A 13,981-nucleotide genomic window follows, 5' to 3' on the forward strand; every position below is an offset into this window, starting at 1 on the left:
TCTAACACAAAGAACTTCAAAAGCATCATATAATTGGTTGTTGAAAATGGCTTGGCGAGATGGCAAAGCTAGCGGTAAACGACTGTTGTTATTCATGGCTTCAATTATTTTAGGTATTGCGGCTGTGGTATCTATTCAATCTTTTAGTGACAATCTTAAAGAAAATATTGGCTTACAATCAAAGGCGCTTATGGGTGCCGATTTTCTAATAGATAGCAACCAGCCTGCCAATGAGCGGGTTTCAGAATTAATGGATTCGTTAGGTGGATTCAATGCAAGAGAGGTCAATTTTGCATCTATGGCAGCATTCCCAAAAAGCTTAGCTACCAAATTGGTTCAGGTACGTGCAATTGAAGGTAGTTTCCCTTTTTATGGGGAATTGGAAACAGAACCTGCAAATGCCGCTTATGAATACCAAAATAAAGGAGGAGCTTTGGTTGATGCTACCGCAATGTTGCAGTACAATCTTAAACCGGGCGATAGTGTAAAATTAGGCACAACAACTTTTGCTATTATTGGCTCTTTAATTACTGCACCTGGTAGTACTGGTATTGGCGCTACTGCTGCACCACCTATTATTGTACCGTTTCGTTTTATGGAAGAGAGCGGACTTTTACAACGTGGAAGTCGCTTGGGTTATAATTACTACTTTAATAATGACAAGGCAGATTTAGATGTATTAAGTAAAAAGGTAGACCCTTTGCTTGATGCCGAAAATGCAGATATGGATACCCATATCGATACTAGTGAGCGATTAGGACGTAGATATGAAAACGTGGGTCGTTTTCTTAATCTAGTAGCATTTATAGCACTTTTGTTAGGGTGTGTAGGTATTGCCAGTTCTGTCCATATTTACATAAAAGAGAAATTAAAGGCTGTTGCGGTACTAAAATGTTTAGGTGCCACACGTAAGCAAACATTTTTAATCTACCTGATTCAAATTGCCGGTATGGGCTTATTAGGTGGTTTAATAGGTACAATTATAGGATTGCTGTTACAACAGACATTTCCGCTAATTTTACAAGAGTTTTTACCTTTCGAGGTTGAAATTTCAACTTCTTTTCAAGCTATATTTATTGGGTTGCTACTTGGTGTTTGTATGTCTGTATTATTCGCACTTTCCCCATTAATTAATACATGGTTCGTATCTCCGTTGCAAGTATTGCGTGTGCAAGATGATACTAGTAAAAAATCCAGACCATATCAAATTTGGGTAGTTATAGCTATAGTGCTTTTTATATTGTTATTTGCCTATTGGTTATTAGGAAGGTGGACGTTTGCACTTAGTTTTGTTGCGGGCATATTAGTGGCCTTTTCTATTTTAGCGGGAGTTTCTATTGGCTTTATGCGTTTAATAAAACATTACTTTCCCAAGTCTTGGAGTTTTGCGGCAAGACAAAGTTTGTTGAATTTATACCGCCCCAACAATCAAACTGTAGTATTGATTTTAGCTATTGGAATTGGAACTTTTTTGATCAGCACCTTATATTTTACAAAAGATTTTCTTCTAGCAAAAACTTCTTTTGAGGCAAGTGCAGAAAGTCCTAATTTGATTCTCTTTGATGTACAGACCGACCAACGAGATGCTGTAGCGAATACTATAACTCCAAAAGGGTTACCGGTAATTGATAATATTCCTATCGTTACCATGAGGTTAGAGCGTATTAAAAATAGAAATGTCAATGATATTCGTTTAGATACCACAACACGAGTTAATAAATGGATTCTAAATCACGAGTTTAGAACAACGTATCGCGACTCAATGATAGGTTCAGAGAAATTGTTGGAAGGCGAGTGGATACCTACCGTTGATCCTAACGCGAAGGTTATACCTATTTCTTTGGCAGATAATGTGGCAAATGATGCGCTAGTAACTATTGGAGATACCTTATTGTTTAATGTACAAGGTAAATTGATGACTACTGTAGTGGGTAATATTAGACAGGTAGATTGGGCTCGTATGCAACTTAATTTTTCTATTGTTTTTCCAAAGGGTGTGCTAGAAAATGCACCACAGTTTCATGTAGTTACTACTAATGCACCAGATAAAACATCTTCGGCTAATCTACAGCGAGAATTGGTAAAGAAATTCCCAAATGTTTCCATCATAGATTTAAGACAGGTGGTTACATTGGTAGAGAATATTTTGGATAAGATTTCATGGGTTATCTCCTTTATGGCTTTCTTTAGTATACTAACGGGAATAATTGTTTTAATAGGCTCTGTTAGAAATAGTAAGTACCAACGTATTAGAGAAAGTGTATTGCTAAGAACATTGGGAGCACAGAGTAAACAGATTTTGAAAATTAATGCTTTAGAATATCTGTTCTTAGGTGTTTTAGGTAGCGGAGTAGGAGTATTACTTTCTTTGCTAAGCAGTTTTTTACTTGCCTATTTTATTTTTGATACACCGTTTATTCCTTCTTGGGTTCCCTTTTTGGTAGTGCTACCAGGTATTACTCTTTTGGTATTGTTAATTGGTTTGTTGAACAGTAAAGGAGTATTAAATAGTCCGCCATTACAGGTTTTAAGGAAAGAGGGCAGCTAATTTTATTTGATGGAAAAGATTATGGAAAACACACATACTTTTCTATCTTTAAAAGCATGATAAAGCAGTTGTTTTTTTCTCTAGGAATAGCCATTTTCATTTGTTCTTGTACCTCCAATGAAACTGTGAAAGCAGATTTAATAATAACCAATGCCAATATTTGGACGGGTGATTTAGATGCTTTAAAAGCAGAGGCAATGGCAATAAAGGCAGATACACTTTTGGCTGTTGGTTCTTTAGAAGAAATTTTAAAGTTTAAAGGCAAAGTTACAGAAGTACAAGATGTACAAGGCAAATTCATTACTCCGGGATTTATTGATGCTCACGTTCATTTATTAATGGGTGGCAATAGTCTATTAAGTGTACAATTAAGGGATGCAGATAGTAAACAAGAGTTTATAGATAGAATAGCATCTTTTACAAAATCTCTTAGTCCAGGTCAATGGATTGTTGAAGGAAACTGGGATCATACCCTTTGGGGAGGAGAATTACCTAATAAGGGTTGGATAGATGAATTTACCGGTAATAATCCCGTAGCTATATATAGAATGGACGGGCACATGATTTTGGCAAATTCTGCTGCCTTAAAAATTGCCGGAATAGATAAGTATAGTACAGATGTGGAGAATGGAGAAATCGTTAAAAATTTAGACGGTACGCCTACTGGTATTCTTAAAAGTGAAGCCATGTATTTGGTATTGAACAAAATACCAATTCTAACAAAGGCGGAAAAGGAAAAGGCAATTAGTGCCGCACAAGATTATTTAGTTTCCCAAGGTGTAACGACAATACATGATGTCGATAGTTTAGGCGGTTATGAGGTTTTAGATAAAATGAACTCAGAAAAGAAACTAAAAATAAGAGTCTATTCTGCAAATCCTTTAAAGTATTGGGAAAGTATTTCAACAAGTGATAAAAACTCTAAATGGCTAAAAAGAGGACTGATGAAAGGTTTTGTAGATGGTTCATTAGGTTCACATACAGCTGCATTCAAAGAGCCTTATTCAGATAAGCCAAATGATAAAGGGTTGTTCATCGTTAATGAAGATAGCTTATATAATTGGGTATCTAGTGCCGACAATAAAAATTTACAAGTTACCGTACATGCCATAGGAGATAAGGCAAACCATACGCTATTGAATATTTTTGATAGCGTAATTAAGAAAAATGGGAAAAAGGATAGACGTTTTAGGTTGGAGCACGCGCAACATTTAGCGTTGGAAGATATCAAAAGATTTTCTGAGCTTGGTATAATCGCAAGTATGCAACCTTACCATGCCATAGATGACGGTAGATGGGCAGAAGAACTTATTGGTTCGGAACGTATGAAAACAACTTATGCTTTTAAATCACTATTAAATGCAAATACCACTTTGGTTTTTGGAAGTGATTGGCCCGTGGCACCGGCTTCTCCAATTTATGGTATTTATGCTGCTGTTACCAGACGGACTATTGATGGCAAGAATCCTAAGGGTTGGGTTCCTGATCAGAAAATTAATGTAGTAGAAGCACTAAACGCATATACCAAAGATGCCGCTTATAGCTCTTTTGATGAAGGGATAAAAGGAACTTTGGAACCTGGGAAATTGGCAGATTTTGTTATTCTGAGCGATGATTTAATGAAAGTAGAACCAGTTAAGATTAAGGATGTGAAAGTTTTAGAAACTTACATTGGTGGAGAAAGGGTGTTTAAAGAAAATTAAATAAGAATTTTGAAGCCAGAAGCTCTAAATGAATAAACAGAAAAATACACTACTAGATTTAAGCCATACCATAGACAATGGACTAATAACTTATAAAGGGTTGCCTGCGCCTATAATTTGTGATTATTTAAGTAGAGAAGATTCCAAGCATAATTACGCCGAGGGAACCCAATTTCAAATAGGAAAAATTGAAATGGTGACTAATACAGGTACTTATATAGATTGTCCTTTTCATAGGTTTGAAGATGGTAAAGACGTTTCTCAAATGCCCTTAGAACGCTTTGTAGATTTAGATGCTATCGTAATTCATATTCCATTTACCGAAACTATTGAGATAACTGAAGAACATTTAAAAGGTTATGATGTAAAGAACCGTGCAGTTCTTATACACACAGGTTGGGATACTAAGTGGAATACTGATGCCTACTTTGAAAGTAATCCATATTTAACAAAAGGTGCAGCAGAATATCTTAGGGACGCTTCCGTTTCATTGGTAGGGATAGATTCACATAATATTGATGATACTAGAGGAAATAGCAGACCGGTGCATACTATCTTGCTGGGTGCAGAAATATTAATCGTAGAGCATTTATGCCAACTCAATTTGCTGCCAGACAGCAAATTTATGTTCAGTGCTGTTCCTCCAAAATTTATAGGTGTAGGCACTTTTCCAGTACGGGCGTATGCTAAGTTTTAATACAAGACATTTATCACATTTAAAAGCTGATTACTTTTGAGTGGGTTTACCAACATACATATAAAACACACCATCTGAGTTTGGGTCTATAAATCTGAATAGTTGTAATCTAATTGTAGGTAATTGAAAATCATTTTCATCATATACATCCAATAGAAGTTGGGCATAGTCAGCGCGAGAAACACCTCCTTTTTCTTTGTAAACCTCACCAGCTTTTTGATTTAAAAGCATACTTTTAGCTTTATTATTTTGCATATATTTCGCTAAACCAATAGTTTTCATCTGTTTTAAGCCATTATAATTAAAACGTTTAGCCAGTTTTTGAACAGAATCTCCAATAGCATAATTACTGGTTACTTCAAAAGTACTGTCTTTGCTAATTTGGTTTAATAAATGCACATAGCTATTGTAAGTAGTGTCGGCAATACTATTTCTAGTAAAGAGTTCTTTTTGAAAACCATCTAAAATTTTTATAAGTCCTGTGTAATACTCTGGGTCATTTATTTTGATGCTCTCATTAACAGCTACTTCATATGTATTGGTCGTTACTTGTGAAGCAATTTTACTTGTATAAAAGAGGGGAATTAATATTAAGAATATTGATGATATCTTCATAGTGAATAAAATATTGGCGTATTCGAAAGAAACTAAGCTAAACATAATTTTGGTTTTCTACATTTAGCCGTTTTAATACGAAAGATTTTTTATTATAAATCTTAGTATATAAATTCGGTAAAATATAGTAATTGCAATTTCAAATTAATAGTATGGGAAAGGAACACAAGTATGAAACGAAGGTGGAATGGACCGGTAATAAAGGTACAGGCACATCTAACTATCGTGAGTTTGAAAGAAGTCATACGATATCCGTAGAGAAGAAAGTATCTATTTTGTGTTCTTCTGACCCAGCATTTAGAGGAGATTCCTCAAAGTATAACCCAGAAGAGTTATTGGTATCTTCCATTTCTTCTTGCCACATGCTTTGGTATCTGCACTTATGTTCAGAGGCTAAAGTGGTTGTTTTAGAATATACAGATTTTGCTACGGGGACTATGGTTGAAAAAGCAAACGATAGTGGTCAGTTTTCAGAAGTAGTTTTAAAACCTTTGGTGAAAGTGAAAGACGCTTCTATGATAGATGAGGCACAAGCCTTGCACAAAAAAGCAAACGAGTTTTGTTTCATTGCTAATTCCGTCAATTTTGATGTAAGGCATCAGTCTACTTGTGTAGAATTTGAAGGGTAAAAAAATAGTTTCTTGATTTCTTTCATGGTAAAAAGTATATTAAATAGATTAATAATCAGTAAAAGTCATTATTAAAACCGATAATTGGCTCAGTTTTCGGGAATTGTCAACTAATCAGCATAGCTTTGCACTCATAATACAAATGTGATTCTTATGCCGTTGTTTACCGATTTAAAGATTTCAAGAAATTTAGAAAAAGCGCTTACCGATTTAGGTTTTGAAAACACAACCCCAATTCAAGAGAAAGCTTTTCCTATTGTTATGAGCGGTAGCGATGTTGTAGGTATTGCACAAACGGGTACAGGTAAGACTTTTGCTTATTTACTTCCTATTTTAAATACACTAAATTTTTCAAAGGATATTCACCCTAAGGTTGTCGTTCTTGTGCCTACACGTGAGTTGGTAGTACAAGTTGTTGAAGAAGCGGAAAAGCTTGCTAAATATTCCGGAATTCGTGTTTTAGGAGTTTTTGGTGGTAAGAGTATGCTTCGTCAAAAAGATGCCTTGGCATTAGGTACAGACGTTCTGGTAGCCACACCAGCAAGATTGTATGACTTAATCTTAACCAAAGCTGTTCAATTGAAACAGGTAAAAAAACTTGTTATCGATGAGGTCGATGTAATGTTAGATTTAGGCTTCAGATTTCAATTGGTGAATATTTTTGAGTTGTTGCCGCAAAAGAGACAGAACATTATGTTTTCTGCCACAATGACGGACGATATTGAATTATTTATTACCGATTTTTTTACCGGAGTTAAAAAAATAGCCATTGCGGTAAGTGGAACACCATTAGAAAATATTACGCAATATGGTTATGCTACACCCAATTTTTATACGAAAGTGAATTTATTGGTAAGCTTATTACAGGACGAAGAAATGTACCATAAAGTTCTGGTCTTTGTTTCTAGTAAGCGAAGTGCAGATTTATTATTTAAAGAAATGTCTGAATTTTTTAGTGAAGAAATCTGTATTATTCACTCTAACAAGACACAGAACTACAGATTACGTTCTATAAACCAATTCGATGAAGGTAAGAACCGCATTTTGGTTACTACCGATGTAATGGCACGTGGATTGGATTTACAGGAGATATCTCATGTAATAAATTTTGATACACCAGCTTATCCTGAAAACTATATGCACCGTATTGGTAGAACAGGTAGGGCAGAGAAGGAGGGAACTTCAATCTTATTGTTTACACCGCAAGAGGAAGAGGCAAAAGATGCTATTGAAGAATTAATGTCTCATAAGATTAACCAACTGCCATTACCTGAAAATGTAGCAATAGCTACTCAACTTACTTTTGATGAGCAACCTAAGCACAGGGAGCGAGAGAATCCGCTAAACATCAATGAAGAGGAACGTGGTGCAAGTTTTCATGAGAAATCAGATAAGAATAAAAAAGAAAATCAAGGTGGTTCTTATCAACGTATCATTCAAAAGAAATATACCAAACCTAAAACCCGTGGTGATAAAAACTACGGTAAACGAGGACGAAATAAAAAATAACTCCAAGAATTTTTTATTGCCGCCCCTATCTTCTACAGGATTAGTTAGCTTCATTTAGCCTTATTTTTAAGGGAATTAATTTTTCATCCATTTAAATTCATCGACGAAATGCATACTGAGTCGGTATGCTGATCTTAGACTAAAATCCGTTCGTCGACACTTTTTGTCGATTCATCATAGATTTTTACGCTAGGCGAAAATTATAGCAGTTCAGCGAGGCGAAAAGGCTTATTGATGGGGCTGAAGGTACCTTTATATTGTTCAACATTGAGATATGAAAGCAATATTTACCTTACTAATAATACTTTTCGCTGGCGTAATAGCTTCAGCACAAACACCCCAAACAGATGATAAAGTTAACACTATTGAAATGGGTACTGTTATGGTTGATAGCCTTAACCATATTAGTAACAAGAAAACGATTACAATCACTACTGAAACTTTGGTAGCTCGTTTGTACAGATATAAGAATGCAAGAGTTAATAAAGAATTAGGTTTTATTACTGCTAAGGGTTACGGTAAATTGGCATAATCTTTGCCCTATATAAAAAGGTGCAACGAAGCACCTTTTAAATTTGAAATTATGATGTTATTTACAATTTTAATATCTGCTTTTATTGTTATTGCTACTATTGCTTTCGCGGCAAAAAACAAAAAGAAAGTTCGTACTATCAAAGTACTAGTAGACAAACGTAAATTTTAATTTTTAACACCTGGCTGCTTTATAGTATAATTCCTTTTAGCTTTTGCCTCGTCTACCTGGCGTTTTACGTCAGCTAATAGGGCTTTGGAGTCATAAACAATTCCATCCTTTATAGTATATTTTATACCACCAACACGAACCACCTCGTTATCCTCGGTAAGTTTAATAGCTCCCGTACCATATAATACTTTAAGATTTTGTAGCGGATTTTCTTCTACTACGACAAAATCTGCCAATTTCCCGATAGTGACAGATCCTAATTTGTCATCCATACCTAATGCTTCAGCACCATTTAATGTGGCAGATTGTATTATTTCTAATGGATGAAAGCCTGCTTCACGCATTAGTTCTAGTTCTCGTATATAAGCAAAGCCATAAAGTTGGAAAATGAATCCAGAATCTGACCCTGTAGTCACTCTACCACCTCTGTTTTTATATTCATTAATAAAGGTCATCCACAGTTTATAATTATTTCTCCATTCCACTTCTTGTTCGGTACCCCAATCATGCCAATATGACCCATGTGATATCTTACTAGGCTGGTAAAATTCCCAAAGAGAAGGTAATGTATAATCTTCATGCCATTCTGCACGTCTGGCACGTTGTAAATCTCTACTTGCCTCATAAATATTAAAAGTAGGATCCATAGTAAAATCTAATGCAATCAACTCATTCATTACATTGTTCCAATGTTCAGAGTAAGGTTCTGCTGCCTGCGCCCATAATTTACCTGCATTTTCAAAACGATGTTGCTCATTTTGGTAATTATAATCTAAAGGAAAATCTTGTACTGTACGGTCTTCAAATAAAGCTTCTGGTAGTCCGTACCAATGTTCCATAGAGGTTAGCCCTGCTCTTGCAGAGTGCAGTACATTCCATCTTGCAACACTCATTTGCGCATGATGACAGGCTGAACCTAAGCCCAATTTTTTGTTTTCATCTAATGCTGCTTCCATAATCGCAGGTTCGGCACCAAAGAACTTAATACCATCAGCTCCTTTTTTTGCATTAGCTCTTACCCATTCTCTTGCTTGCTCTGTAGTGGAAATCGGAATGTCGTTTAAAGGGTTGAATGATTTACTAGTTTGCCCAAATGCGGTGTATGAAATAATGCGGGGAGCCGTTATTTCATTCTTTTCACTTTTATGTTTTAAATCTAAAGCAATATCAATACCTCTGCCAGCAACTTCACGTACCGTAGTAACACCATGTGCCATCCAAAGTTTAAAAACATAATCAGGGTCAGCTCCTTGTGAGTCACCACCCATGTGAGTATGCATATCTATAAAACCTGGCATTAAGTACATTCCTGTACAATCTAATTCTTTGCCTCCCGCTTTAAGTTGTGGTCTTTTGCTATCATCAATAGCTACACCGGGGTAACCAACAACCTTAACATCTTTAATGATATTGTTTTCTACAACAATATCTATAGGACCTTGCGGTGGTGCTCCATTTCCATTTATGAGCATTACACCTCTAATTATCAATTGTGAATGTGGGCCATCACCTTCTAAGGATTGCGATAATAAAGGTGTTGTCATTAAAAAGAAAATTCCTAATAGTAGCAGTGCTTTTATGTTTTTCATTTTTCCGTATTAATTAGTAGAAATTAATGTTAGTCTTCTGAAGGTATTTTTATTTTATCTCCTAGAATAAGCGCATTTAGAAATAATCTATTGGTTCCATACCATGAACCTCTAAAATTGGGGTTGTCCGCAAAAAGAACTACTCTGCCACTGCCCAATTTACTGACAATAAGAGATGCTGAATTTAATATGTTTTCTTGCATATTCTTCTCAGTAATAAATCCGTCTATATGTGGTTTTTTAGAATATTTAGCAACTGTAGCATACGAGTTTTTACTAGGGGATAACCAAACCGAGTTATTTTTATAAACAGGAATGTTACTGTCTCTATATCCATAAGCTAGCGGGTGGGTAATATCTAAATCAACGTTTAAAATAACTCCACCAAGACTTTCCTTTCCAATATTTTCACGTGCATCTACATATGGTTTTCTCACAGCGATTTGGGTAGAATCTTTTTCCGTTTTGCTAAGTTTTTCTTTTACTAACTTTTTCTCAACAGCCCATTTGCTAGCAGTACCTATTGTAATAAGAGTGTTACCCTTACTGGTCCAATCTTTAATTTTAGACATTTGTTTCTCGTTAAGGTTATATTTTCCAGAAACCATAACCATGGTGTTGTATTTGTCTAAACTTACCTTGTTGAAATTACGCATTGGTATTTTAGTTATAGGCATGTGAACACGAGTATCTAGCAAATGCCAAACTTCCCCTGCTTCATAAGAACTTACGCCATCGCCAATCAACATTACAGCCCTTGTTTTTTTAATTGGTGAAATATTGCCGCTACCTAAATCTACACCTTCTAAACTAAGACCAGAATCTACTGCGTAAATAGGCACTTCGAATTTTTCTTGTGCTTCTTTAATACTTTTGTACACTGAAGCTGCATCTTCTTTTTGTAGGCTAACAGGAACTAAGACAGCACCATAATTAAACTTTTTGGTGTCGTTTTTGGTTTTTATGCTGAATAGCTTAGCTGCAGAAGAAGCTACAATGCCTTTTTTCTGTAAATACACAAGAGCAGCAGGGGCATTATAATCATCCCAGTCCATAACATAGGCATAATTAGATTTTTGAACCGGACTTATAGATATCAAGTTTTTTGTTTCAGTAATTTTATCGCCAAGGTTAAGTGTGTTTACCGACTTGTATTTCATATTATAGAAGTTAGCAACCGACCATGCAGAAGCATCATAATAAACACTATCTCTATACTTCTCATACGTTTCAAACATCGTTTGTACCATTCTGTATTGAGGCTGTTGTGTCGGTACCGTAAATGAGTCTCCAGAACGATAAACGTCTATTTTATGTAGCAATAACTTATCTATAAATGCTTTTGTTCTGTTTTTGTCATGAACATCACCAAAAGTATAGCCTTTAACTTTACTTTTAGCAGCGTTGGTTAAGGCACTTTTAAAGAATTTCTGCTGATACTTACGCATATATTCTTTGTTGTTAACTGCAGTTTTTACCGTTGTTATCCCAGAAACGTATTGGTTTCTAATAGTAAAAGCGAACGTTATTTCTCCAAATGCTGTAGTTTGTCTATGACCTCTAGAACTGGCTTGCTCGAATAATAATCCAAGACCACCTTGTAGGTCAGGGTATGAAGATCCATAACCAGGGTAGGTGCCATCAAAAACTTCTTTGGTGAAGTAAAGAGATCCAATACTATCTAAACTCTTAGAAAATGCATTACCAAAAAGGGTATTTAAATCTTCATAATTCTCTTTAGGCATGATAGGATCATATGAGGCATTTGTTTTCATTGGTTCAAAGAAATAGGTACTTTGCGTACCCATTTCATGAAAATCTGTAACGACATTTGGGTACCATTGGTGGTACCAATTTAATTTTCCTCTACTCTCTGGGTTAATTGCTAATAACCAATCTCTGTTGAGGTCAAACCAATAATGGTTTGTTCTTCCCATTGGCCAGTATTCATTATGTTCAACATCTTGTGGGTCTGCAACTTCTGGATTTCCTTGGTATGTGTTTGCCCATTGTGTGTGTCTGTCTCGACCATCAGGATTAATGGTTGGGTCAATAAAGATTACAGCGTTCTTTAAGTAATTTAATATTTCAGGATTTTCTGAAGCCGCAAATGTATAGGCTGTAAGTAATGCCGCTTCTGAACTAGAAGGTTCATTACCATGTACATTGTATGCTAGATTAATGAAGATTGGAACGTCACCATAATTGGAAACTGATTTTTTAGGGTCTGTAAAAGCTAAATGTTCCTCTTTTAGTTGATCTAGGTTGCTTAGATTTTCTGGAGCGGTAATGGTTAACATAACTAATTTACGTCCCTCATGTGTTCTGCCATACTCTGCTATCGATGCCCTGTCTGAGACTTCAGCTAGTTTTTCAAGATAAGCCACAATTAGATCGTGTCTTGTATGGTGTTCACCTATACCGTAACCCAAAAATGCTTCAGGAGATGGTATTTCGGAATTGAAAGGTTGAAATTTTTGGTAGAAATAATCTTGTGCCGAAATGGTAGTTCCATAAAGGACTACCAATAGTAGTAATTTTTTGATCATTAAGCGCGGTTTGAAAGTTAGTCGCTTAAATATAGGTATTAGTATAAAGATTTGCTAGCATTACTATGGTTCACTAAACATTATTGCGTTAGTGATAAAAATTGATAAGTGATTTTATAGTGTTGGCGATAACTGCTGCTTAATTTCCTGAAATTTTATTATATAATTGGTACCTTTTTTAGAAGGGTCGCGGACGATAGTACCTTTTAATTGACGAGTTAGGTTGTGTATTAATTTTAAACCTAGTGATTTGGTGTTTTTGTAATTGATTGTTTCAGGAAAACCAATACCGTTGTCGCCAATTTCTAAAACATAGCAATGTTCTATTGTAGTGTCTTTTTGAAGTTTAATATTTATTTCACCTTCATCATCACTTTCAATCCCATATTTTAAAGCATTGGTTAAGGTTTCATTTATTAACAAACCTAATGGAATAGCGGTATCTATGCCCAGTTTAATATCTGGTATATCAATTTTTAAATCGACATTATTATCGTTTCCTTTTATGGATCTAATTAAATACTCACTTAATTCTTTTACATAATCCTTATATTCAATATGGCTGATATCACTGCGCATATAGAGCATTTCATGAACCATAGCCATGGCAATAACCCTATTTTGTGTGCTTTTAAGAAGTCCTTTCATTGGGCCCGCTTCTATATTACGAGATTGAAGGCTTAACAAACTAGATACAGTTTGTAAATTGTTTTTTACTCGGTGGTGTACTTCTTTAAGCAGATTTTCTTTTTCATGTACTTGGTTGGCTAAAGCTTTTTTTGAACTATATAACGCATTATAGGTTTTTAATAAGCTTTTTCCGAATGTATTACCTAAAACGAAAACTGAAAATAAGATGCTTACAAGACTAAAAATTGCAGCAGATTCCTCAGGGACTACATTGTATGTAAAACTAAGTTCAGGTATAGATTGCGTAAAAACTGCAATAATAATTACAAAAATAACATTCAAGTATATTCTGCCATATCTGATACTATTTATGAAACCTCCAAAAGCAATTAGCGGAATCATGAATATAAACGGGCTATAAATTCCACCACTGTATAAGGTAACGATGGTTGCGCATATTATACCTATAATAGAAGAGAAATTAAAAGTGGGTAATATATTTTTATGGACTTTGAAATATAATAAATTGACAATATTTAATAATGAAAAGCCAATAAGTACAAACGGAATTACATGGGTTATCTTTAATATAAAATAGCACAATATCCCAAATAGGAATGCAATAATGCTTGTGGTATAATTTACCCTTAAGAAAAGTTTGGTTTTATCCTGAAGACGTTCATTGTCAATGGTAAATCCGGGCATAGAAATTATTTATGTACTAGAAACATACGAATTACGTAATGTAAATCTAATTATGTTTTTATCATTATGCTAGTTTTTTCTGACTTAGTGTATTAAAAACACCA

The 13,981-nt window shown here is 35.0% G+C and carries 10 protein-coding genes; 6 read left to right on the plus strand and 4 right to left on the minus strand.

Annotated features, from left to right (window positions below):
- Positions 1-46: 46 nt before the first annotated feature.
- From BM296_RS09775 to BM296_RS09785, 3 genes are read left to right on the plus strand one after another with little or no spacing between them, the layout of a single operon-like run.
- On the plus strand, positions 47-2,548 hold the full coding sequence (locus tag BM296_RS09775) for an ABC transporter permease (RefSeq protein ID WP_091902826.1): 2,502 nt from the start codon (positions 47-49) through the stop codon (positions 2,546-2,548).
- Between the two features lie 56 nt (positions 2,549-2,604).
- A complete protein-coding gene (locus tag BM296_RS09780; protein ID WP_091902827.1) occupies positions 2,605-4,251 on the plus strand; it encodes an amidohydrolase in 1,647 nt (548 codons plus the stop codon).
- A gap of 28 nt (positions 4,252-4,279) precedes the next feature.
- Positions 4,280-4,948, plus strand: coding sequence for a cyclase family protein (locus tag BM296_RS09785; RefSeq protein WP_091902828.1), 669 nt, complete (start codon positions 4,280-4,282; stop codon positions 4,946-4,948).
- A gap of 30 nt (positions 4,949-4,978) precedes the next feature.
- On the opposite strand, the gene BM296_RS09790 is transcribed toward BM296_RS09785, so the two are convergent.
- A complete protein-coding gene (locus tag BM296_RS09790; protein WP_143099058.1) occupies positions 4,979-5,563 on the minus strand; it encodes a hypothetical protein in 585 nt (194 codons plus the stop codon).
- 152 nt (positions 5,564-5,715) lie between these two features.
- Here BM296_RS09790 and BM296_RS09795 point away from each other — a divergent pair, with 152 nt between their 5' ends.
- The 3 genes from BM296_RS09795 (at position 5,716) to BM296_RS09805 (ending at position 8,233) form a co-directional block, all read left to right on the plus strand.
- The gene (locus BM296_RS09795) at positions 5,716-6,192 is read left to right on the plus strand and encodes an OsmC family protein (RefSeq protein ID WP_091902830.1); all 477 of its coding nucleotides are present in this window, start codon (positions 5,716-5,718) and stop codon (positions 6,190-6,192) included.
- A 153-nt stretch (positions 6,193-6,345) separates the two neighbouring features.
- Positions 6,346-7,701 carry a DEAD/DEAH box helicase gene (locus tag BM296_RS09800; protein WP_091902831.1) on the plus strand — a complete coding sequence of 452 codons (1,356 nt, stop codon included), beginning with the start codon at positions 6,346-6,348 and terminating at the stop codon, positions 7,699-7,701.
- A gap of 274 nt (positions 7,702-7,975) precedes the next feature.
- Positions 7,976-8,233: a lysozyme inhibitor LprI family protein gene (locus tag BM296_RS09805; RefSeq protein ID WP_091902832.1), complete on the plus strand. Its 258-nt coding sequence runs from the start codon at positions 7,976-7,978 to the stop codon at positions 8,231-8,233.
- Between the two features lie 167 nt (positions 8,234-8,400).
- On the opposite strand, the gene BM296_RS09810 is transcribed toward BM296_RS09805, so the two are convergent.
- The 3 genes from BM296_RS09810 to BM296_RS09820 all read right to left on the minus strand — a co-directional run bounded on the left by BM296_RS09810 (position 8,401) and on the right by BM296_RS09820 (position 13,877).
- Entirely contained in the window at positions 8,401-9,948 is a 1,548-nt protein-coding gene (locus BM296_RS09810) for an amidohydrolase family protein (protein ID WP_245787002.1), read from the minus strand.
- Positions 9,949-10,022: 74 nt separating this feature from the next.
- Positions 10,023-12,542 carry a M14 metallopeptidase family protein gene (locus BM296_RS09815; protein ID WP_091902834.1) on the minus strand — a complete coding sequence of 840 codons (2,520 nt, stop codon included), beginning with the start codon at positions 12,540-12,542 and terminating at the stop codon, positions 10,023-10,025.
- A 114-nt stretch (positions 12,543-12,656) separates the two neighbouring features.
- Positions 12,657-13,877, minus strand: coding sequence for a sensor histidine kinase (locus BM296_RS09820; protein ID WP_091902835.1), 1,221 nt, complete (start codon positions 13,875-13,877; stop codon positions 12,657-12,659).
- Between the last annotated feature and the right edge of the window lie 104 nt (positions 13,878-13,981).

The sequence above is a fragment of the Maribacter stanieri genome, assembly GCF_900112245.1.
GTDB lineage: Bacteria > Bacteroidota > Bacteroidia > Flavobacteriales > Flavobacteriaceae > Maribacter > Maribacter stanieri.